Here is a 23367-nt window from a genome sequence, read left to right as displayed (position 1 = left end):
GCTATTTTTTCGTTTTTACATCTTTCGTCTTAGACCAGCCAGAATACAGCTTCCTGGATTTATTGTTTATTTTTACGGTCTTATAGGTACGGATTCTGAGATAGTATTTCTTATTTGCTTTCAGCTTGCTGACAGTCTTGCTGGTGGTTTTGGTTTTCTTTACCAGAACTGTCTTAGTCGTTTTTTTGGTGAAATTTTTGCTTGTAGAATACTGAAGCTCGTATCCGTCAGCCTCTTTCGTCTGTTTTTTCCATTTCAGGGTAAATCCCTTCGATTTTCTTGTCACTTTTGTAATCGAGGTTGCTTTCGGGTAAACCTTATAGCTTCTGTTTACAGTTCCTGTATAATCTCCCTGAAAGTTTACCTTCACATTGTAACTGCCCACGCCGGCCTTACAGCCGGAGAAGTCTACGGTATAATCTTCTCCTTCTGTCAATTCACTGCCTGCTCTGTCCCTGACCAGAACAGAGGGCTTATTTACGCTTCCGTTCCACTCAAATTCCGTAGTGGAAAGCTTAACCTTTTCCACACCGCTGATGCTGGTTTTTTCTCCCTCTTTTCCGCAGATTATACAGATATCCCGGGTAATTCCGTTTCTTTTAAAGGAAGCCTTTTTCTCTATCTGCTCCTCATAGTCATGTCCCAGCGCAGGCGTGCTTTTGATATACCGATGGCCGCATTTTCCACAGACACAGACTGCTGCTCCGCCTACCCGGCAGTCCGCTTTGCGCAATTCAGTTTCCTTATACGTGTGGTTGCAGTTGGGGTCGCCGTTTCCCTGATTCCCGCCGTCAGGCGGAGTTGGCGTCGGGGTTGGATCAGTTGGCTGTTCCGGCTCCGGCGGGGTTGGCGTAGGCGTTGGGTCGGTTGGCTCCCCTGGACCCGGCGTCGGGGTTGGATCGGTTGGTTCCTCCGGCCCCGGCGTGGGCGTTGGGATAGGTTCCCCTTTATAAATATAATTAATATTTCTTTTTTCGGCGTAATCTTCTGCATAACTGCCTGGAAAAACAATCATCCAGAAGCCTTTATCACGATACTCCTCCAAATTGCCTTTAATTTCTTTCACACTGGACGGTACTTCCAAATATTTCCCTTCCCGATTGTATACTGCCGCAAAAGTCATAGTAACCACTCCATCCGGAACTACCAGCATTTCTCTTCCATTCGGAGACGCATAAAGCACACTTCCCTCTTTATTCAGTATAAATCCGTCTTTTGACTTAAGATCAGGATTGTCCTCTGCCACTACAAATTCCAAAACTGATTTACAGCTGTCAAAAGGAACCAACTCCATGCCTGCTTTTGTAAACCCTGCCGGAATCGTCAGTTTCGTCAACCCATCGCAGCCATAAAACGCACCCATTGTAAATGTCGTGACTGAATCCGGTATTACATATTCTCCGGGCTTCCCTCCGGGATAAGTAATTAATTTGGTTTTATCTTTATTCAGCAGCACATCATTCTCCACCATACAATCAGTCCCTGTCCCGTCAGCAGAACGCATGGTAATCTTGGACAGATTTCTGCAGTATTTAAAGGGATTGTCATCCGGCGCTTCCAACCCCTGGGGCAGAGAAACTTCTTTCAGATTAGTCATGGAAAAAGCCCCGCCTGCTATGGTCTTTAGCGAATCTGGAAAATTAACTGCCGTCAGACCGGCGCACTCCTGAAATGCGGTCCACTCTATCTTTTCTAAGCCATCCGGCAATTCCAGAAATTCCAGACTTTCACATTTGGCAAACGCAAATTGTCCGATTTCCTTAAGTCCCTCAGAAAGAGTTACATGCTCCAGATTGGTACAGGCAATAAACGCACCATTCTCTATCCGCTCCAGACTTCCCGGCAATACCGCTTCTTTTAATCCCCCACAGCTGGAAAATGCGCCTGCTCCGATACTCTCAATCCCTTCCGGCAATACTATTTCTTTCAGCTTTTCACACTGCCTAAAAGTATTCTCCCCGATATTTTTCAAGCTGCCCGGTAAAACAATTTCTGTAAGTTCTGCACAGTTTATAAAAACATTGTCCTCAATTTTCTCAATTCCCTCCGACAGTGTCACTTTCGTCAGGTTCGGGCAATCAGCAAACATCTCTCTTGTGTTGCCTCTGCTTCCTACTGCAGTCACCTTTTTCCCATCTACTTCAGCAGGAATACGTACTTCCGTACAGTCTCTTGCACTTTCTGAAATACCTAAAATTACATAATTTTCTGTCCCTGGGTCTTTCTCCAGAACAAAATCCTCCTTACTTTCCGCAATACCTCCTGCCCTCTCTGAAATCTCCTGCCCGTAAACCGGCGTCTGACACAAACCGGAGCAGACCAGTACAGCCGCCATCCCAAGGCTTAATATTCGTTTCCACTTCATAACTTTCCCTCCTGCCTGACATTTGTCAGCAAACTGTCATTTTATTAAAAACTTACTTATTATATTTTATGTCAGAAACCGGCAGATTTCAAGAGGATTTCCAAAAGAGAAGCTATATTTCCCCACGCAAAAAGTCAGGAGCTCACTTCCTGACTTTCCACCCGCTTCTCAATATCCATCCAGAAGCCTTTTAACCCACCGTTTTGATAATCAGTATCTTATCCCCTCCTTTGATCTGTTCCGACGGAAGCTGGTTCGTTGTTACAATTTCTGAAATTGTTGTATAATTTTCTTTGGCAATATTCCAGAGTTTATCTCCCTCCTTGGCGATATAGCCGATAATTCCGGGACTTTCCTGCAGCTCCTCCAGATTCAGAGGCGCCTGTTCCACCTCCTTAATCTTATGCACCTTCTGCTGTTCAAATACAATGCAGTTCAGACCTAATACGGCTTTCACTTCCACCTGGCTGCTGTCGGTCATCACTGTGGTAAGCTGATCAATTCCAGTCTGCAGATGATACCGGCAGCTCTCGTTAATTCCCGGAACCTCAATCAGATAATGGAACGGCAGAATGTCCTTCATGGAAGCCACCGGCATCCGATCGTCCGCCGTCACATACAAAATGTTCATCTGAAGCGTTCCCTCTACCTGAATTCCTCCTTCCACGATTTCCGTCTGCTCTACCACCGCATTCCCCTCACTGGCACAGATTTGCAGAATCGGCTCCTGATTTTTATCCAGATTCATCTTCTCCACAATTTTGCATTTGGAAGCATTGCGCAGCAGCAGCTTTTCAAACACGGACTCCTGGTACACCGGCATCAGTTTTTCATTGGTGGCATACAAATCTGCCACAATCCGGTCCTCTTCCTCGGTAAACACCTGCAAATCCAGATCCAGCACCAACTCTAAATGAAGCATACGTTCCTCTCCATCGTAATCCGGCTTGGCTTCCAGCTCTATCCCTGCAATATCATAGGAAATGTCACAGACCATATCATCGCTGCACCCCTGGCAGTCAATGATACCGGTAAAAGGCAGGGCTGTTTCCATCCACTGTAAATGTTCTTCTTCCTCCTCACTTTCATAGAGCACAAACACCAGAGATTCTCCTTTGATATTCAGCTGCCCGTCAAACAAACGCATTTCCACGCTCCGAAGCTGCACGCTTTTCCACAAAACCTGACGGATATTGGGCTTATTGGAGGGCAGGACAATTTCTTCCTTAAACCGGTACGTGTCTTTCTTGGCCAGAAAGAGCTGCATGGCTGACAGATTATCTTCTAAAAGCTGTATGCCGCCTTCACGCTCGGCCCCTGTAATCACATCTTCGTCATAAATTTCATCTATCACTGCTTTCAGCACCACCAGGGCTTTCACGCTGAGTTTTCTGGAGTTGATAATTCCTATGGATAAATCCTCCATTTCCCAACTCATCTTTGCGGTATCATATTCGTTGGCCCCATCAATGGCAAGGCTTTCCTGAAACGGAATTTCCCCGTTCATGCTGTTAATCCTGCCTTCCTCCTGATCGCTTCGGTACAACAGGGAAAATTTCAGCACTCCTTTCAGCCATACGTGATCCTGGGTAATGGTGGTTTCATCCAGCCGGATTTCCCCTTTGTCCAGAATAATCCGTATCAAATCCGGTTTGGTGTCCGGTACGTTAAAATCATCATCCAGTGTAATCTGCGTCACAGCTTTTCCTTTTTCCCGGTTCATATGTATATACTTTTTCGATAATTCCAAAATAAAAACGCTCCAATCCTGAATATTTGTACATTTTATTCCGGATTGAAGCATTTTATTCATTTTAGGAACGGTAAAGTTACTTATTTACAATTCCTTACTTTCATTAGCATAATTTCATTCTGATATCCCTTGTCAACACATCGGCATAACTGAAAGAAAGTAACTGCGGTGGATTTTTCTCATTGTCATCATCTACCAAAATGGTAAAAACTGATGGGTAGGCCCCTTTGATAACTCCTTCCTGAATGTCAACCCTGTTGCGGCCCCTGTCCAGCTGAATCATGACCTTATTGCCCAACTGCCCTGATACAGATGCACGTACTTTGTTAATATCTGCCTGCTGTACTGCCATTCTTTCCACCTCTATTCTATTTCTTTCTCCGGAACAAATCTGCCGTTCTGACCTGGGCAAAGCTTTGTCCCCGGGTTGTTCCAGAACAATACCTGCTGCTTTCTGCTCTGGTAACACTTGTTTAGTATACCACCGTGTTAAAATATTGTCAAAGGGAAATATGAGATAAATTTCGACAGAAAACTTCCAGTCCAGATTAATATTGGTTCGGGTTAAACTTCAGATAAATATTATTTCTTCCAATTTTTTCTCTGATATATTTTTCACTCTGCGGCACATAAATGTTATCATTATCCAAAGCAATAAAATCTCCGTCTGCCGTCAGAAATGAATTAATTCCATACTGCCTTGCAATATAGACATGCTTTGCATCATTGACGCCAAGAACATTTCCGGATGTGCACAAGTAATTAACTTCTTCAGTTTTTTCTGATTTACTTTCCCGTTTTCTCTGGCTTGCGATAAATAGTCTTTCGCATACTGATCATAATAAGCCTTTTCGTTCACATGGACTACTTCAGATAAAATCATTTCTGAATGATACAATGTCGTATTATTATTCAGGCAGTCACTCATAAAGCCCTTCACTGGATTATAAGAAAGACTCCCATTATAAGCTGCAATCCATGCGCTTGTATCAACATACAGATCGGATGGAAAACTGTCAAAATCTTTATAAGCATTCCCACGTTTTTCTAATGTAAATATTGATGCCTGATTCAACGGTAATCCCCCCTGAGTTCTTTAAGATTTTCCATCCTTTTCTCATTAATTGCGGGCTCCTCCTCAATAGAAGAAAACATTTTTAAAAAAGCTTCCTTCCGTTCTGCCTGCGGATAACCATAAATTCCCATAGGAACATATCCCGTTTTCTCCTTTGGCAAAGTAAGCCTCTTCATATTTTATCTCCTTATCACGCTGAAACATCCGTCTCGCTCTTTATCCATCTTGCACTGCACATCATGCAGCATGTCTTTAATGGTTCCTTTTTCCGACTTGTTCAGTATCCATTGATAATAATACTTACTCTTATCAGATACCAGCGGTTCTATCTTAAATTCACCAAACATCCTCCCGTCATTCACGAGAAAGCGATATCCCACACCGCAAATCTCATCATCCAGCGGCACATATTTTTTCTCATAAAATTCCTTGCTCTCTTCATGAGAATTTTCCGTCTCTGATATTCCTTCAATGTTAAACAAATACTGATTCTCATCATCAATGAATAATGCATTCAAAACAGACGAGAATTGACACTGTATCTCTTCTATATTAAATCCATTCTCCAAATGCGAAATAAAAGTAATTTGCTGCGGCTCAATCAAAAGATTTTTTTCCCATCCACCAATGATATGGCCGCCACGTTAAACTCCGCCATAACAGGTTTTGCATTTTCAAAATGGCCTTCTCTTAAATTTTTAAGGATTGCCGATACTTTTTTCTCAGATAACTACCCTATCACAAACGGCAGCGTAATCCTCAAATCACACCATTTTATATTTTCCTTCATCTGATTCCCCTCCAGTCATTCGCCTTGTAATTTTCTTTTATTATATGCCATTTTCCCTAAATTTACAATCATTTTATTCCTTCAAATATCCGCTTCCACCCCGAACGGATGTGTGATATACTTTACCATGAGGAGGGACCCGGCTCATTCCCCTTCCTCTCTTCTCTTCCTCCCACGCCGGGAGGAGCCCTGATGGTCTTTACCATGAAAAGCCCTGATGGTCTTTACCATGAGAAGCAGCACAACCCCCGAGGTGATCCTATGAACCAGACATTAATTTTCCACATCGACGTTAACTCCGCCTACCTCTCCTGGACTGCAGTAGAGAACTTAAAAAACGGCGATACCCTGGACTTACGGGAAATCCCGTCTATCATCGGCGGCGATATGTCCAGCCGCCACGGCGTTGTCCTGGCCAAATCCATCCCTGCCAAAGCATACCATATTTCCACCGGAGAACCGGTGGCCCATGCTTTGAAAAAATGCCCGAACCTTCTGTTGGTTCCTCCCAATCACAAACTGTACAGTTCCTACAGCAAACGGCTGATGGAACTCCTTATAACCTTCTGCCCCAGAATTGAACAGGTCAGCATTGATGAATGTTATATGGATTTTACCGGATATGAAAAGCCCTACGGCAATCCGGTTGCCGCTGCCCTGGCCATCAAGGACAAGGTCAGAGATACCTTTGGCTTCACCGTGAATATCGGTATTTCCACCAATAAGCTTCTTGCAAAAATGGCCTCTGATTTCCAGAAGCCCGACCGTGTACATACTTTATTCTCCGAAGAAATTCCCGAAAAAATGTGGCCGCTTCCAGTCCGGGATTTATTTATGGTGGGAAAGTCCTCCGCCGCTATTTTAGAAAAAATGGAAATCCAAACCATCGGCGATCTGGCCCGGACAAATGTAAAAATCCTGGAGAGCCATATGAAAAGCCACGGACGGCTCATCTGGGAATTTGCCAACGGCATCGATCATTCTCCGGTTCACACAGAAGAAAGCGAACTGAAATGCGTGGGGAATTCCACCACCCTGGCAAAAGACGCTCAAACCGCTCCGGAAGCCAAAAAGACGCTGCAGGCCCTCTGCCGCCAGGTTTCCTCCCGGCTGAAACGCTATCATCAGCTTGCCGGCATGGTCAGCACAGAGCTCCGGTACGCCTCCTTTGTGCGCGTCTCCCACCAGATGCAGCTTCCTGCCGCCACAGATGAGGAAGAAATTCTGTACCGCCATGCCTGCCTGCTGTTTGATGAACTGTGGAACGGAGAGCCTATCCGCCTTCTTGGAGTGCGGACCTCCAAGCTGACGGACGAGCCGGAACCCGTTCAGATGACATTATTTGAACTGCCCAAAACCCAGAAAGAACTGCGGGCAGAAAAAGCCATGAAATCCATTCAGGAACGGTTTGGAAAGGATGTGATAAAAAAGGGCGTATAGCGTTACAGCGAACCATCGGTATTTCGAGCACGGTCGGATTGCCTGTGTATCAAAATATCGATGGTCCGCTGTAGTATCAGCGCATATTTAAAAACTCTCTAAACCGCGAACTGGCTGTTATAAAGCTCAGAGTAAAATCCTTTCTGCCCCAGCAGTTCTTCATGGCTGCCCTGCTCCAGAATATGCCCGTCCTTCATCACCAGGATAATATCTGCCTCCTGAATGGTAGAAAGCCTGTGGGCCACAATAAAACTGGTGCGCCCCTCCATCATCCTTGCAAATGCATTCTGTATCTTCATTTCCGTTCTGGTGTCAATGGAAGATGTGGCTTCATCCAGAATCAACATAGGCGGCAGGCAGAGCATTACCCTTGCAATGCACAAAAGCTGTTTTTGCCCGGCGGACAAACTTCCTCCCTCCTCGCCAATCACCGTATCGTACCCATTAGGCAGACGTTTGATAAAACTGTGGGCATGGGCGGCCTTCGCCGCCGTTATCATTTCCTCTTCTGTGGCCTCCGGTTTGCCCATCACCAGGTTTTCACGGATAGTTCCCGCCTTCAGCCAGGTTTCCTGAAGCACCATTCCATAGCTTTCCCGCAGACTCCTTCTGGTCACATCCCGAATATCCAGCCCTTCCACCTGAATGCTGCCCGCATCCACATCATAAAACCGCATCAGCAGATTAATAATCGTAGTTTTCCCACATCCGGTAGGCCCTACAATGGCTACCCGCTGCCCCGGTTTTACTCTCAGGTTAAAGTTCTCAATCAGCTTCTGTTCCGGTTCGTAGGAAAAACAGACATGCTCCAACTCCACATTTCCCCTGACGTCCGTAAGCGTTTTCACATGCTCAGGCTCCGGAATCTGCGGTTTTTCTTCAATCAGATGAAAAATCCGCTCCGCACAGGCCAACGCATTCTGCAGTTCCGTCACCACTCCGGAAATCTCATTAAAAGGCTTGGTATACTGGTTGGCATAGCTGAGAAAACAGGTCAGCTGCCCTACCGTCAGCACTCTTTTCATGGCCAGAAACGCTCCTACCAGCCCCACTCCAGTGTATACCAGACTGTTGACAAACCGGGTACAGGGATTGGTCAGTGAGGAAAAAAAAGTTGCCTGCAAAGACGCTTTTTCCAGTCTGCCGTTGATTTCATCAAAGGTTTTCAATACATCCTTTTCCTTGGAAAATGCCTGCACTACCTTCTGGTTCTCTATCATTTCATTAATTAATGCGGTCTGTTCCCCTCTGGTGGCCGACTGCAGTATAAACATAGAAAACGTCCTTCTGGCAATAAAACTTGCCACAAAAAGCGAAACCGGCGTTATCAGCACCACCACTAACGTAATTTTCACATTGATTGCCAGCATAAACAGCAGCGTGCCGAGAATCCTTAACACACCTGTAAACAACTGGGAAAATCCCATCAAAAGGCCGTCCGCAAACTGATCCACATCTGCGATGACCCGGCTCACCAGTTCTCCATGGGAATGGCCGTCAATAAATTTCAACGGAAGGACTTCTATTTTGGCAAACGCTTCTCTTCGAATGTCCTGAATCACTTCGTAGGTAATCTTGTTATTGCACACATTCATCAGCCACTGAGCCAGCGCCGCCAATCCCGTAATCACGCCAATTTTGGCCAACAGCCGGAAAATCACCGGGAATTCCACCTGTCCCGGCGCCAGGATATGGTCAATCACATGCCCGGTGGCCACCGGAATGTAAAGGTTGGCTACCACAGCAGCCACTGCCAAAAATAACGATAAAATCAGAAAAATCTTATATTTTTCAATATATTTCAACACTTTTTTCAATGTTTCAGTCTGATGTTTTTTCTTTCTCTGTTCTTTCATGGCTGCCTCCTACTGCTTCTTATACTGGGATTCATAGATTTCCCTGTAAACTTTGCAGGTTTCCAATAATTGCTGATGGGTGCCAATACCGGCCATTTCACCGTCCTCCAATACAAGAATCTTATCCGCATGCTGAATGGAAGAGGTTCGCTGAGAAACGATAAATACCGTAGGACTGCCTTCCATTTCCCGAATGGCTCTGCGCAGTCTGGCATCTGTGGCATAATCCAGGGCCGAAGCGCTGTCGTCCAAAATGAGAATTTCCGGTTTGCGGGCCAATGCTCTTGCTATGGTAAGTCTCTGCTTCTGTCCGCCGGAAAAGTTCTTGCCTCCCTGCTCCACAAAAGCGTCTAATCCGCCCTCTTTTCCTTCCACGACTTCCTTTCCCTGGGCAATTTCCAATGCCTGATACAGTTCCTCTTCTGAAGCATCCCGGTTCCCCCAGCAGAGATTTTCCCGTATAGTCCCTTTGAAAAGCACAGCCCGCTGCATAACGATTCCCACCTTCTGCCGCAGCTCTTCCAGAGAGTATTCTTTCACGTTTCTTCCATTAATTAATACCTCTCCCCGGGTCACATCATAAAACCTGGGAATCAGGTGCACCAGCGATGTTTTTCCGGAGCCGGTTCCGCCGATAATTCCAATGGTTTCCCCTCTCTCCGCCGAAAAGTCAATATCCGACAAACTCTCTCCGCCGGCTCCCCGATACGTCAAGCCCACATGGGAAAATTGGACTGCCGGCATTTTCGTCTCACATCTCTCGCTCCCTGTCCTTTTTCCAGCTCCATCTGCCGGCATACTGCTTTGGATTTCCAACACAGACTCCACACGGTTCCCGCAGGCCACTGCTTTGGTGATAGTTACAATCAGATCGGCAAGCTTAATCAGTTCCACCAGAATCTGGGACATATAATTCACCAGCGCCACCACTTCCCCCTGGGTCAGAACTCCGGTGTCCACCTGAACTGCGCCGGTATATAAAAGAAAAATTGTCGCTCCATTGATAATCACAAAAGTGACCGGATTCATAAATGCACTGATTCTTCCCACATGGTTCTGCATGGAAGTCAGGCTTTCCAGACCTTCTTCAAATCTGGCCTTCTCTTCCTCTTCTTTATGAAATGCGCGGATTACCCGGGCGCCGGTGAGATTTTCCCTGGTAATGCCCAATACTTTATCCAGACGTTCCTGTACGTTCCGGTAAAGGGGAATGCTGACGGCCATCACTCCAAACACCACCAGAGACAGCAGCGGAATTGCAACAACAAAAATCAATGCGGCTTTTACATCAATGGTAAAGGCCATAATCATTGATCCAAACACAATAAAAGGAGAACGCAGAAACAGACGCAGCACCATATTAACGCCGGACTGCACCTGGTTAATGTCGCTGGTCATCCGGGTAATCAGTGTAGAGGTTCCCGCCTGATCGATTTCTGTAAAAGAAAAAGTCTGAATATGCGCAAATAACTGATGACGCACCCTGGTGCCGAATCCTGCCGCCGCTTTTGCCGCAAAATACTGGGCTGTCACAGAACACACAAGCCCAATCAGCCCCAATGCCACCATAACCAGACACATTTTCAAAATGTAGCCGCTGTTCCTGTCCGCAATACCCACATCTATGATTGCCGTTACCACCAACGGCACAATCAACTCAAAAGATGCCTCCAACATCTTAAACAACGGTGCAAGAACGCTTTCTTTTTTGTAATCTTTCAAATAAACCAATAATTTTTTCATAATCTTTTTACCCTGTTTTTTATTTTTTCATACTGCGGTGATTTGCAGGCAGAAGCCCAGTATTACAGCGAACTTTTTATATTTGGGTACGGACAGAACTGCCGGATTGCCCTTTGACACACAAACCAGGCAGCATTCCGGCAGTTCCTGTGTATCGAAATATAGATTGCTGGTTGTAATACTGGAGCGTGTTTGAAAAATGCTTTCCAGATTGCGGAAATGATTTTTCAAACACACTCTAAGCTTCAGATATCAGTTTTCTGCACAAAATCAAATCCTTTTTCAGTATATACAACAGGGTATATGCTGTCAATGGCTTTGCAGGGAAAAACAAAGCCTGAGATTTACTCCGCCCCAATACTTCTCCGGAAAAATCTGCCCTCATTCTGAAAAATTTTTCCAGGTTGCAGGCGGAAATCTGGCATGATATAATTAAATCCATGGAGCATCATCTTCGTCTTGGCAATCTGACAGAAGATGATACGATACATCTTCTGGATTTGGCATCTATGCTGTATCAGTATTTTTACAACAGTCTCTCAAATAAAATGAAAGGAGAAATGCAGAATATGAAACCAATCCCTCCCGGAATTCTTGAACTTCCCCATGACAAATATCTTCGTTATACAGATGAACTGAAAAAAGAAATTGCTAGATATGCAGATACATGAGCCAGAAAAAGGTCAGCCCGGAAATGATCTGTTCTCCGCAATAGATTACTCCGTCGGTTATATGTGATGCGATTTTTCCGTGCCGCAGTAATCTATTGCCAAAAATCTCATTTCCCGGCTGCTTTTTACAACTGACCGGCAGGCAAAATTACTTTGCCTTAATACTCTTTGCTTTGGATGCGCCGGAAACAAAATCGGCTTTCAGGCCGTTGGTTCCGACTGCAACTACTTTGTAGTAGTACTTTTTGCCCTTTTTCACTTTCTTGTCTGTAAAAGAAGTGGAATTCTTCTTGGTTGCGCCAATCTTCTCAAATCCTTTGTTCTTGTTGTCAGAACGATAAACTTCGTATTTGGAAGCGCCGTTTACTTTGGCAATTTTCACCGTAATCCTGCCCTTCTTGGCTGTCAGCTTCGTGATACTGGGACTAACCTTGTAGCAGATGGCTGCCGGTTTACTCAGCCCTGAAATGGTATCCCCGTTTTCACCGAATGCCTGAACATAATAGTAATAGGTTACGCCTGTGCGAAGGTTTCCACGATCTATTGCAGATGTGGCCATGATGGTATTATTTCTGAATTTGTATTCTTTATACAGAACTACATTTGCAGAGATTGATTCGTCGCTGTTGCTCTCTTTTGCAATGGGCTCCACTCTGCCGTTTGTCTCATATGACCTTTTATCTGTATTGTAGAAAGAAGCCGGACTGGTGGAACGCCATACCTTGTAATATTTTGCCCCGGAAACTTTCTTCCAGCTGATTTTTACAGCGGCGGCGCTTGTTCCTTTTGCATTTTTTTCCGTTATCTCCTTAGCTGTGACACTTTGGGCGATTCTCAGCTTCTCATTGCCGTTTTGTTCTGCTGTGGCATACTCGGACCATTTATTGCTGCCGTATGCACGGATGCGAATGGCGACGCTTTCATTTCCTGCAACATTTTGAATGGTATAACTGTTTTTCTTTATATTGTCAACTGTTTTCCAATGATCCTCATATGCGCCATAATATCCGCCGTCATAGTCGTCTCTGTTATCATATTTTCTGTAACTTATTTCGTATTTAGATGCAAATTTGTCTTTATCCCAGGTTACTTTTACATTCTTGCCGATTACACTGGTTCTCACGTTTTTAGGTTTTTCAACCTTCATAACAACAGAATCCACTGCATAAATCTGTTTTGTGAGCTTTTTCGACTGATAACTTGCCACCACCACATAAGTGTAGGAAGCATCCTTCTTCAGCTTTTTGTCCGTCCACGTTACGGTTTTCGCCTTTTTAATGGTCTTAACCAGCTCAAATTTCTTATTGGACTGCTGTTTCGGGTAATTTCCAAATCCATTTGATTTGGAAAAGCTGGTATCTGTGGAGCTGAGGTAAGCACGGTAAATATCATACTGAACTGCTCCGGAAACCTTCGTCCATTTCAGCGTTGCAGAAGTTTTGCTCTTTTTGGTCACCCTCAGGTCAATGTAATTGCTGTTGCCTGTTTCTGCTGAAAAATATACATAATCACTGTATACTTTCTTCGCCTTTGTCTCAGGATTATAGTAATATGCCCTGGCCCTGTAGTCATATACCGTGCTCTCGTTCAGTCCTTCATCTGTATATTCTGTGGACGAAATAGTTCTGATTTTCTTATATTTTTTGCCGTTCTTCCGATAAATTTCATACCCCGTAACCGCAGAATTGGTCTGTTCAAAAATCATTGTAATATTTTTCTTACCGGATTTGGTTGTGGGCGCTTCTATGCCAAGGCCAAGGGCTGCGTCTATTGTTTTGGATGACGCAACATCATTATAATTTACAAAAGTGACCTGCTCTGTTTTGCCGTTGACCACCACATTCGCTTTATAGGGACTGCCTGGCCGTGCCTCATCGTGCCTGGATGCGTCATAAGTTAAAACCACAAAATAATATTTCTTTCCCGGTTCAAGCTCCAGAACATTGCTTGAAATATAATTCTGGCTCGCCGAAACAGGATACTCTTTTACCTGCTTAGCCGCAAGTTCCATTTTATCCTTAAGGGCGGTCACGCTTGTCAAATCCTGGGTTCTTCCCAGGGAATCCACACCTGCGGCATTCAGATATTTATACATATATTCCGGAGATTTGAAAATCCCTTCATTTTTAGAATAAAGCACCACTGCATTTGTATTTACATCTATGGGATTCCATGCCAGGCGAAAGGTGCCGTCCTCCATATGCTCAGCCTTCAGCCCTGTAACTGTCGGAGCATTTATCTGTTTATTGTAAGTAATGACACAGGGCTGGCAATAATTGCCCTCCACATAATCTTCATTGCTGTCTACTACAACTGCACAAACCCTGAAATAAATATAGTTAGCCTCTTTCCGAATCTTGTTGCCTTCCCCGTCATACTTTATGTTGCCGTTTTCGTCACGTTCGTCTACATACTCCGTCTCTCTGTTGGCGCAGTCATAGTAAGTCCTCATTCCGGTTGTTCCTATGTCCGTCCACACTCCCTCTTTCAGCTTTGAGGGATCGACGGGAACTGCCGATTTATAACTCTGCACCTTATAGTTTGACGCCTCCAAAACGGCATTCCAGGAAATTCTTGCGTATTCCGCATTTTTCTGAACCCACTTCAGGCCCTTTACAACCGGAATATACACCTGCTCCTGGGCCCAGTGATAGGTCAATTCCGACCACTCTCCCGCTTTAACAATCTGCTTGCTAATCAGGCCGTTAAAATATTCAGAGGTTTCATCGGCTGCAGCTGCCATCTCTGTGTAATATACCGCTCTTACTTCATATTTCGCTTTATCTCCGGCGGCATAGGATTTGAAATTGTCACTGCAGTATCCTGTTGCTGTCTGAATCGGCTCCAGAACTTTCTGCTCCTGATTCAAAGCAAGATCCCCAAGCTCCGCCCACTGGCCGTCTATCTTCACCTGATAACCCACTTTCAGCAGCCTGCCGCCATTTTCCACCTGGGTTTCATTGGTAACTTTATTCCAGGAAATATTGTGATATTTCCTGTCAAAAGAAATTTCACTGCCTTTATAAGCGTAAATTGTCGCTGTATAAGTGCCGTCTGCATTGCCGGTAACGGTACAGTCCGCCGCTGCCCGCTGCCCGCCGTGCCATTCTTCCTTATAAGCTTTGCCATTGATCAAATAGTATTTCGCGTATTCATCCCCGGATAATTTTTTCTCCCAAGAGGGCAGTAATTTGTTCCAGGCTGCATATGCCGCATCCCAGTCGGCAAAAGGAGAGCCGGGCACTGTGCCCAAAATTTCAACTTCGCTGTTTGCCAGAATATAATATCCCAAAAGCGTTTCGCCTTCTGTAACAATTCCATTGGTATCAATTTTTTCATAGCTTGGATAGCAGTCTGCATACTTTCTTCCATCCACATCATAAAGACCGGCGCCATCCACATTCGGCTCCTGGGAACCTGGATAAAATTTTGCTACTCTGCCATACAAAAAACCATTCTCGCAGTGAAGATAATATGTACTGCCATTTTTATAAAGACCGCTTCCTGAATCATACATTGTATACTTTGTTCCTGTCACTGCAATTCTGTCGTTGTAATACTCAGGATATTTGTCATCCGGATCAGACGTGAGGCTGCTCCTCTGCACCAATACCGGATTTACGTAAGCATAGTCCAATTTCTCTGTACTGTCACTGCTTTGTATCCAGTCTGTACTGTACTTTCCCTCCAGTCCAATCACCTTAGACACACCGTTCACTGCACCCTTCTTGGCAGTTTCCACAGTCAAAGACCCGGCTGCAAAAGCAGGAACCGGAGCACTGACTGCCATTGCCGCTGTCAGAATTGCCGCGGCAATCCGTACAGTCATTCCACCTTTTCTCATACGAAAAACTCCTTCCATAACTGAATCGTTATTCATTATTTGTGAAGAATTTATCAAAAAAAGTCAGGCTTTTATTTACATTTTCACATTGATTTCATCAAATTTTCAACTTTTTTTCACATTTTCTTCACAAATAACTTTTTACATTCTAGTCCTGCAATTTTAAAAAGTCAATTGTAAAATATAATTTTTCTTAATTTTTGTCTATTTTGCACAAAAATATTATGGCAGCAATTTCTGTTCCGGTTCCATAGACAAATCAGCGTGCATCAGGCAAAAAAGAGAGCTGCTGCCCCGCAGGTAAATTACCTGCGGGGCAGCAGCTCCTTTTGTAATTTCAAGTAAAATTATTTTGCCTTAATGCTCTTCACTGCAGATGCGCCGGATGCGAAATCAGCTTTCAAGCCGTTGGTTCCAACTGCAACTACTTTGTAGTAATACTTCTTGCCCTTCTTAACTTTCTTGTCTACGAAAGAAGTAGAATTCTTCTTGGTGGTTCCAATCTTTTCGAAGCCTTTGCTCTTCTTAAGAGAACGATAGATTTCGTATTTGGAAGCGCCGTTTACTTTGTTAATCTTAATGGTTACTTTGCCCTTCTTAGCTGTCAGTTTCTTGATGCTTGGGCTAACCTTGTAGCAGATGCTTGCAGGCTTGCTGTAACCGGAAATTGTGTCACCGTTCTCGCCGAATGCCTGTACATAGTAATAATAAGTTACGCCTGTACGCAGGTTGCCGCGGTCAATTGCAGATGTGGCAACAATGGTATTATTCTGTGCTTTGTATTCTTTGTACAGAACTACATTTGCAGAAGTTGATTCATCATTATTGCTCTCTTTTGCAATGGCTTCTACTCTGCCGTTTGTCTCATATGATTTCTTATCTGCATTGTAGAAGGAAGCCGGGCTGGTGGAACGCCATACTTTGTAATATTTTGCACCGGAAACTTTCTTCCAGCTAATCTTTACAGCAGTAGATTTTACGCCTTTTGCATCTTTCTCAGTTACTTCTTTGACTTTTACGCTCTGTGCAACTTTCAGCTTTTCATTGCCTTCCTGACTTACTTCTACAGGAGCTGACCATTTCTTATTGCCGTATGCACGTACGCGAATTATAACGTATTCATTTCCGGCAACATTTTTAATTGTATAGCTGTTTTTCTTTACGCTGGCAATTGTCCAGTGATCTTCATAGCCACCATAATATCCACCTTCAAAATCACCTTCATAATAATTATTATCGTATTTCTTGTAGCTTACTTCATACTTGGTAGCAAACTTATCTTTGTCCCAGGTAACCTTTACATTTGTGCCGCTTACGCTGGTCTTTACATTCTTAGGTTCCTCTACCTTCATGATAACGGAATCTGTTGCATAAATCTGTTTTGTAACTTTTTTAGACTTATAGCTTGCCACTACCACATAGGTGTAGGAAGCGTCTTTCTTCAGCTTCTTGTCTGTCCAGGAAACTGTCTTTGCTTTCTTAATAGTCTTAACCAGTTCAAATTTCTGATTTGACTGCTGTCTTGCATAATTTCCAAATCCATTGGATTTAGAACGGTTGGTGTCTGTGGATGTCAGGTAAGCGCGGTAAATGTCGTACTGGGTTGCGCCGGAAACCTTCGTCCATTTCAGAGTTGCAGCAGTTTTGCTCTTCTTGGTAACTCTCAGGTCAATATAATTGCTGTTTCCTGTTTCTGCTGAGAAATATACATAATCGCTGTACACTTTCTTAGCTTTTGTTTCAGGATTGTAATAATATGCTCTTGCTCTGTAATCATATACAGTGCTTTCTTTCAGGCCTTCGTCTGTGTACTCTGTGGAAGAAACAGTTTTCACTTTCTTATATTTCTTGCCGCTCTTACGGTAAATCTCATATCCTGTCACCGCGTCATTACGCTCAAAAATCATTGTAATGCTCTTCTTGCCGGATTTGGTGCTGGGCGCGTCAATTCCAAGGGCAAGTGTTGCAGAAACTCTGGTGGATACAGAAACATCATTGTAATTTACAAACTGAACCGACTCTGCCTTGCCATTTACCATTACAGTCTGGGTAGTTAAAGCAGTCCTAATGTCGCCATGTTTGGAAGTATCATACGTCAAAACAGCGAAATAATATTTCTTCCCTGGTTCAAGATCCAAAGCGCTGCTTGAAATATAATTCTGGCCTGCAGGAACATCATAATCTTTTAATTGTTTATCAGCAAGCTCAATCTTATCTTTCAGTGCATTTATAGCAGTCAGCTTCTGGGTTCTTCCTAAAGAATCTTTACCAGTAGCATTCCGATATAAATAAGTGTATTCCTGTGACTGGAAAATCTTATCGCTCTTAGAGTAAAGCACCATTACATTTGCGTTCACATCCACCGGATTCCATACCAGACGGAAAGTGCCGTTATCATTGTTTTCAACTTTCAGGCCAGTAACTACAGGCGCATTTGTGTTTCTGTTGGCTGTAACAGCGCAGGGAGCGCAATAAGCGCCTTCCACTTCATTCTCATTACTGTCGATTACAACTGCGCATACTCTGAAGTAAATATAGTTCACTTCTTTGCGAATCTCTTCGCCTTCTGCATCTACTTTAATATTTCCATCTTCGTCATATTCATATACATATCCAGGGTTTGTATTATCATAATCGTAATAAGTTCTGGTTCCTGTACTGCCTACATTTGACCAGTCACTGTCTTTCAGTGTTGCAGTATTGACAGGATCTGCAGATTTATAACTCTGAATTTTATATTTGGAAGCATCCGGAACTGCATTCCAGGAAATTCTTGCCTTTTTAGCATTTTTCTGAACCCATTTCAGGCCGGTTACAACAGGAACGTTCACCTGTTTCTGAGACCAGTTGTATGTAAATTCAGACCAATCGCCTGTTTTCACAATCTGCTTTGATATTGCTCTTGTCCCATAATAGTAATAATCATCAACGTATTCATCAGAAGCAACAACTGTCTCGGTATAATATACGGCTCTTACTTCATATTTTGCTTTTTCTGCAGCCGTATAAGACTTGGAAGAAGAACTGTTGTAGCTATTCGCTGTCTGAATCGGTTCTACTGTTTTCTTATCCTGGCTCACTGCAAGGTCGCCAAGTTCTACCGCCTGTCCGTCTACTTTAACCTGGTATCCAACTTTCAGAAGTTTTCCGCCGCTTTCTACCTCTGTCTCATTGGTGACTTCATTCCAGGAAATATTATGGTATTTCCGGTCAAAGGAAATCTCAGCGCTTTTCTCTGCATATGCAGTCCCTGTGTATGAATATACATATTCACCAATTGTCTCATCCCATTTTCCATTGTCATTATACTTAATGCTTATTCCTCTATATGTTTTTCCATTTGCCAGATAATAACTTGCACTCGTATCTGCTGCTGCCACTTTCTGTCCATAAGCAGCTTCTACGGCGCTTTGCATTGCATCATAACTTGCAAACGGACCACCTGGAATTGCACCCAGAATTTCCACTTCGTCTCTTTCAAGGAAATAGTACGATAATACGGGTTTATCCCAATCGGTAGTTTCATTACCATATTCATCTTTTATCACTGGACGTTTTTCATAACAGCTATCATACTTTTTACCGTCTACATCATAAAATCCTGCCGTATCTGGCTTGGGCTGAAGCGTAGCCGGATAAACTTTCGCTACTTTACCGCTCAGAGTGCTGTTATCCTCGTCAAAGTATGCATAATACACATCACCCTTCTTATACAGCCCTGTCGCTGCATCCAGCAAAGTCTCCTTGGTGCCTGTTACCAGAACGCTGTCATATCTCAGCGCCGGATTCACATAAGCATAGTCCTTCTCCACCTGCCCGTCATCACTCCGCATCGTGTTGGAACTATACTTTCCTTCCAGTCCAATTATCCTGGACACGCCGCTCACTGCGCCCTTATCTGTGGTTTCCACAGTCACGTTCTCTGCCGCAAAAGCAGGAACTACGTCTGTCATCACCATTGCCGCTGCCAGTATGGCTGCTGCAACGCGTGCGGTCATTCCACCTTTCCTCATAAAAAAACTCCTTTCATAAATGAATAAAATTGTATCATTCTGTGACTCCTTTGCAAAAAGCTGCAGTTTTATCAATCCTACATGACAGATTCATAAAATCTTCAACTTTATTTCACAATCTCTTCACAAATGACCTTTCTCCATTCTAGACCCACTGACAGAAAAAGTCAATTGTTATCTGTTAATTTTTTCTATTTTGTTTATTTTGTATATTTTTACCCCCCCCCTATCACTTTCTGGCTTTATATAATTTTTATAATAATTTTCTGATAATTATTTCCCTTTTTACTTATATCTGATTTTTTAAAACAATATACACATTTCTCACCTTTGTTTCCCATGTTATCTTACAAATCTCCATCGTTGGAATTACACCGTGATACTGCGGGCCGTATTTGCAAATTCACACAGAATCCGAACTGCGCTCTCCCGTTGGGAATCGTCCAGATGATTTAACAGGCCCTGGATCAGTTCCGCCTGAATGCTTTCCTGCTCTCCGAAAATCAGATAGTCCACTGAAACATGGGAGCCTGTGCTGATTTTATAGAGAGTTTTGGAAGTAATACTTTTTTCTCCCCGCTCTACAGCAGCCAGAAAACTTTCTGAAATGCCGCATAATTTGCTGAATTCATCCCTGGTCATCCGAAGGGTTTCCCGCACCCGGCGGATGCGGCATCCCACCGACCGGTTAAAATCTTTCTCTATTTCTACCATAGTTTTCTCCATCATTGGCAATTCCTGTGTTTAAAACGCGCCAGAAGAGCTCTTCTGACGCGTCGGATCATTTCATTATTTCTTTACTGTAATCCTGCAGGCTGCTTTCTTGCCGCTGGATGTTTTTACCGTAATGGTAGCTGTTCCTTTTTTCACTGCAGTTACTTTGCCGTATTTGTCTACTTTTGCCACTTTCTTGTTGGAGCTGCTCCATTTCAGGGTATCAGTAGATTTTGCCGGTTTCATAGTTGCCTTTAAGGTAAGTGTCTTTTTCACCTTTAAGCTGGCTTTTTTCTTATTCAGAGTTACCTTGGTGGATTTCGTCGCTTTAGACGCAACATTTACCTTAACCGTTGCTTTTTTGCTTCCGGCTTTGGCGGTAATCGTTGCGGTTCCTTTTTTCTTTGCGCTGATTTTGCCATTCTTAACAGTTGCTACTTTCTTGTTGGAAGTAGACCATGTTACCTTGTCTGTGGTATTGGAAGGCGTAACGGTTGCTTTGACAGTAACGCTCTTGCCTTTTACCATATAAATTTTCTTGGTGTTTAAAGTAACTTTCTTAGCCGGAACTTTCTTCTCTGTCTGAGGCGCATTTACCGTCACTGTACAGGTTGCAGTTTTATCCCCTGCTTTGGCGATGATTGTGGCAGTTCCTTTTTCCACTGCGGTTACAGTGCCGTTTGATACGGTTGCAACTTTTGCGTCAGAAGTAGACCATGTCACAGTTTTGTTGGTGGCATTGGCAGGCGCTACGGTGGCTGTTAAAGTTTTGGTTTTTCCCTTGTCCAGGGTAATGGCAGTTGCGTCTAATTTGACTTCGGTAACTGCTATGACGGCGGGCGTGGTGGGCTTTTTGGGCGTTACAGTAACTTTACAGGCAGCCTGAGCATCTCCCACTTTGGCGGTGATTGTGGCAGGCCCTGCCTTAACCGCTGTTACAGTTCCATTTGATACGGTAGCTACCCTTGAATCACTGGTAAGCCACTGTACGGTCTGGTTCTTATTTGGCGTTACAGTTGCTGTTAAAACAGCTGTTGTACCTTCTTCCAGGGAAATTTCTTTCTTATTTAATGTAACTGTTGTTTGCTCCACAGGCGGCTTTTCTTCCGGTGTACTTCCGGGTGTGCTTCCCGGTGTGCTTCCTGGCGTACTGCCCGGTGTGCTTCCCGGCGTACTTCCGGGTGTGCTTCCCGGCGTACTGCCCGGTGTGCTTCCCGGCGTACTGCCCGGTGTGCTTCCTGGCGTGCTTCCGGGTGTGCTTCCCGGTGTACTTCCCGGCGTACTGCCCTCAGTTGCTTCCTGCGTCAACGCTGCTTTTCCGGATTCTGTATTTGCTGCTGCAACTACAGTAAAGCTTCCCAACACCATTGTCGCTGAAAGTAAGATTGCTACATTTTTCTTTGACAAAAACTTCATTTTCATTTTGTGTCTTTCCTCCTCTTTCTATTCCAAGTACATTCTGATTTTGTACTTTTGGTAGTTACGATTATATACCCTGTATTTCTTTGTGTCAATTATTTTACGATTAATTTTCATATTTTTTTTGACTTTTTGTATTTATTCATATATTATATGATTGAAAATAGAAACAGTAGGATTCCTGAAAAAAAGATTCACTCAGCAATCCAAACCTGTTCAGAACGAAAGGAATGCATGATTATTATGGAAATTACAACAAAAAATGTTTCAGTGATTTTAATTACACTGCTGTTTGCCGCTTTGTCTGCCTTTTTTTATTTTCTGCTGTTTGGGGAAAAAGAGAAACATCCTTTTTCTGAACCTGTCTCCAAAGAAGGCGCCGGAATGAATCTCCTGCTGATTCTGACAGTGGCATTATTTCTGCGGCTGCCATGTACGGTGCTAAGCCATGACGGCGATTTACGCTACTTTATGAATGCCTCGGAAGAATTTCTCACCCAGGGATTTTTCGGATTTTTTTCCAGATGGCACATTGTCTATCCTCCGTTTTTTGAATATTTACTGTTTCTCATTGGAAAAATCTCCTCTTTTTTGGGAATCACCTTTGTATTCGGCAGTAAACTGACTACTTTTATTTTCAAAATTCCCGGTATTATCTGTGATTTACTGACGGGCTATGCGCTTTATCATATGACGGCGAAGCAGCAATCCAGAGAACTGGCTCTGATCCTGTCACTTCTGTACCTGTTTTGTCCGGTTACAATTTTAGATTCCGCCTATATCGGACAGGTAGACTCTATTTACAGCCTTTTTACGCTGCTGACGGTTTATCTGATTTGTACCAAACGTCTGGAGTTGAGCTATTTTTCCTTTGCTGCAGGATTTCTGTTTAAATATCAGATTATTTTTATTACGCCTGTACTGATTTTTGGAATTGTAACTCAGGTGATTTTAACGGACTTCAGCTGGAAACGGTTTTATCATCATCTCCGGGCAGGTTTGGCCGCCATAGGATGTATTCTGCTGTCCTATCTTCCTTTCCTGTACAAGCCTTCCACCGGCGAATTCCGTCCCGGCGATTTATTGCTCACCTTCGGAAACTCCCTGGGCAGTTATGGAAGGGCCTCCTTGAATGCCTATAACTTCTGGACTTTAGCCGGATACAACCTTATGGATGAACAAACAGCATTCGGGCCCCTTTCCTGCAAAACCTGGGGCAGCATTGCAATCCTGGCCCTGGTCTGCGTTTCCATTGTTCTGTTCCTAAAATACAGGAAAGATACTTCTGCGTTTCCCATGATCGGGGCATTTTTGATTTTCGGCATGTACTGCTTTTCCACAAAGATGATGGGACGCTACCTGTTTCCGGCCCTGGGGCTTCTGTTTCTGGGATTTATTCTAAAGCCCGACAGGAAACGGTTCCTTTGCGCGCTGCTCCCTGCCAACCTGCTGTTTTGCTGCATAGTACTGGATTATCTGTATTATCCTTATTCTGCTTACCGGCCGGAGCTTTTAATGCCCAGAATACTGTCAATTCTGGTGCTCTTGTGCTTCGGATTTCTGATGTTTACGATGGTGGGAGAAATTCGTCATAAGTCTAAAGCAGATTAGAATCCCCGGCAGCCGGAATGAATTTCAAACAGACGGGGCAGTTGGTATTCTCATTTTCCAACTGCCCCATTTA

General features: G+C 43.9%; 15 protein-coding genes. 3 read left to right on the top strand and 12 right to left on the bottom strand.

Features of this window, described 5'->3' with window-relative positions:
- Position 1 precedes the first annotated feature (1 nt).
- The 6 genes from ACTO17_RS01455 to ACTO17_RS01430 form a co-directional block, all read right to left on the bottom strand.
- Entirely contained in the window at positions 2-2365 is a 2364-nt protein-coding gene (locus ACTO17_RS01455; protein ID WP_482556619.1) for a leucine-rich repeat domain-containing protein, read from the bottom strand.
- Positions 2366-2555: 190 nt separating this feature from the next.
- Complete coding sequence (locus tag ACTO17_RS01450) at positions 2556-4115, bottom strand: DUF3794 and LysM peptidoglycan-binding domain-containing protein (protein ID WP_172536775.1); 1560 nt, start codon at positions 4113-4115, stop codon at positions 2556-2558.
- 106 nt (positions 4116-4221) lie between these two features.
- On the bottom strand, positions 4222-4470 hold the full coding sequence (locus tag ACTO17_RS01445) for a Veg family protein (RefSeq protein WP_135991053.1): 249 nt from the start codon (positions 4468-4470) through the stop codon (positions 4222-4224).
- A 321-nt stretch (positions 4471-4791) separates the two neighbouring features.
- The gene (locus ACTO17_RS01440) at positions 4792-5193 is read right to left on the bottom strand and encodes a hypothetical protein (RefSeq protein WP_172536776.1); all 402 of its coding nucleotides are present in this window, start codon (positions 5191-5193) and stop codon (positions 4792-4794) included.
- Positions 5190-5369 (bottom strand): hypothetical protein, encoded by a 180-nt coding sequence (locus ACTO17_RS01435; RefSeq protein WP_482556618.1) that lies wholly within the window; start codon positions 5367-5369, stop codon positions 5190-5192. Before ACTO17_RS01435 ends, ACTO17_RS01440 begins: the two co-directional genes overlap by 4 nt.
- Positions 5370-5372: 3 nt before the next feature.
- Positions 5373-5675, bottom strand: coding sequence for a hypothetical protein (locus tag ACTO17_RS01430; RefSeq protein WP_482556617.1), 303 nt, complete (start codon positions 5673-5675; stop codon positions 5373-5375).
- A 569-nt stretch (positions 5676-6244) separates the two neighbouring features.
- On the opposite strand from ACTO17_RS01430, the gene ACTO17_RS01425 reads away from it, so the two are divergent.
- Entirely contained in the window at positions 6245-7423 is a 1179-nt protein-coding gene (locus ACTO17_RS01425) for a DNA polymerase Y family protein (RefSeq protein ID WP_482556664.1), read from the top strand.
- Between the two features lie 98 nt (positions 7424-7521).
- Here the strand turns inward: ACTO17_RS01425 and ACTO17_RS01420 are convergent, their stop codons facing one another.
- Positions 7522-9279 (bottom strand): ABC transporter ATP-binding protein, encoded by a 1758-nt coding sequence (locus ACTO17_RS01420; RefSeq protein WP_482556616.1) that lies wholly within the window; start codon positions 9277-9279, stop codon positions 7522-7524.
- Between the two features lie 9 nt (positions 9280-9288).
- Positions 9289-11022, bottom strand: coding sequence for an ABC transporter ATP-binding protein (locus ACTO17_RS01415; protein WP_482556615.1), 1734 nt, complete (start codon positions 11020-11022; stop codon positions 9289-9291).
- Between the two features lie 440 nt (positions 11023-11462).
- Between ACTO17_RS01415 and ACTO17_RS01410 the strand changes: the two genes are divergently transcribed.
- Entirely contained in the window at positions 11463-11693 is a 231-nt protein-coding gene (locus tag ACTO17_RS01410; protein WP_482556614.1) for a hypothetical protein, read from the top strand.
- A gap of 148 nt (positions 11694-11841) precedes the next feature.
- Here ACTO17_RS01410 and ACTO17_RS01405 read toward each other — a convergent pair whose 3' ends face one another.
- The 4 genes from ACTO17_RS01405 to ACTO17_RS01390 all read right to left on the bottom strand — a co-directional run bounded on the left by ACTO17_RS01405 (position 11842) and on the right by ACTO17_RS01390 (position 21686).
- Positions 11842-15537: a fibronectin type III domain-containing protein gene (locus ACTO17_RS01405; RefSeq protein ID WP_482556613.1), complete on the bottom strand. Its 3696-nt coding sequence runs from the start codon at positions 15535-15537 to the stop codon at positions 11842-11844.
- Positions 15538-15884: 347 nt separating this feature from the next.
- Positions 15885-19550 carry a fibronectin type III domain-containing protein gene (locus tag ACTO17_RS01400; protein ID WP_482556612.1) on the bottom strand — a complete coding sequence of 1222 codons (3666 nt, stop codon included), beginning with the start codon at positions 19548-19550 and terminating at the stop codon, positions 15885-15887.
- Between the two features lie 369 nt (positions 19551-19919).
- Entirely contained in the window at positions 19920-20264 is a 345-nt protein-coding gene (locus tag ACTO17_RS01395) for a helix-turn-helix domain-containing protein (RefSeq protein WP_172539250.1), read from the bottom strand.
- Positions 20265-20339: 75 nt separating this feature from the next.
- On the bottom strand, positions 20340-21686 hold the full coding sequence (locus tag ACTO17_RS01390; RefSeq protein ID WP_482556611.1) for an Ig-like domain-containing protein: 1347 nt from the start codon (positions 21684-21686) through the stop codon (positions 20340-20342).
- A gap of 240 nt (positions 21687-21926) precedes the next feature.
- On the opposite strand from ACTO17_RS01390, the gene ACTO17_RS01385 reads away from it, so the two are divergent.
- Entirely contained in the window at positions 21927-23294 is a 1368-nt protein-coding gene (locus ACTO17_RS01385; RefSeq protein ID WP_482556610.1) for a glycosyltransferase family 39 protein, read from the top strand.
- Positions 23295-23367 lie beyond the last annotated feature (73 nt).

It is taken from the genome of Petralouisia sp., assembly GCF_056822245.1.
The sequence above is the reverse complement of the archived record's forward strand: the minus strand, read 5'-3'. Positions and strand labels throughout refer to the sequence as shown.

Coding starts and splice junctions, on each gene's coding strand:
- ACTO17_RS01455 (WP_482556619.1), bottom strand. CDS start 2,365: ATGAAGTGGAAACGAATATTAAGCCTTGGGATGGCGGCTGTACTGGTC.
- ACTO17_RS01425 (WP_482556664.1), top strand. CDS start 6,245: ATGAACCAGACATTAATTTTCCACATCGACGTTAACTCCGCCTACCTC.
- ACTO17_RS01410 (WP_482556614.1), top strand. CDS start 11,463: ATGGAGCATCATCTTCGTCTTGGCAATCTGACAGAAGATGATACGATA.
- ACTO17_RS01395 (WP_172539250.1), bottom strand. CDS start 20,264: ATGGTAGAAATAGAGAAAGATTTTAACCGGTCGGTGGGATGCCGCATC.
- ACTO17_RS01400 (WP_482556612.1), bottom strand. CDS start 19,550: ATGAGGAAAGGTGGAATGACCGCACGCGTTGCAGCAGCCATACTGGCA.
- ACTO17_RS01390 (WP_482556611.1), bottom strand. CDS start 21,686: ATGAAAATGAAGTTTTTGTCAAAGAAAAATGTAGCAATCTTACTTTCA.
- ACTO17_RS01405 (WP_482556613.1), bottom strand. CDS start 15,537: ATGAGAAAAGGTGGAATGACTGTACGGATTGCCGCGGCAATTCTGACA.
- ACTO17_RS01385 (WP_482556610.1), top strand. CDS start 21,927: ATGGAAATTACAACAAAAAATGTTTCAGTGATTTTAATTACACTGCTG.
- ACTO17_RS01415 (WP_482556615.1), bottom strand. CDS start 11,022: ATGAAAAAATTATTGGTTTATTTGAAAGATTACAAAAAAGAAAGCGTT.
- ACTO17_RS01445 (WP_135991053.1), bottom strand. CDS start 4,470: ATGGCAGTACAGCAGGCAGATATTAACAAAGTACGTGCATCTGTATCA.
- ACTO17_RS01420 (WP_482556616.1), bottom strand. CDS start 9,279: ATGAAAGAACAGAGAAAGAAAAAACATCAGACTGAAACATTGAAAAAA.
- ACTO17_RS01435 (WP_482556618.1), bottom strand. CDS start 5,369: ATGAAGAGGCTTACTTTGCCAAAGGAGAAAACGGGATATGTTCCTATG.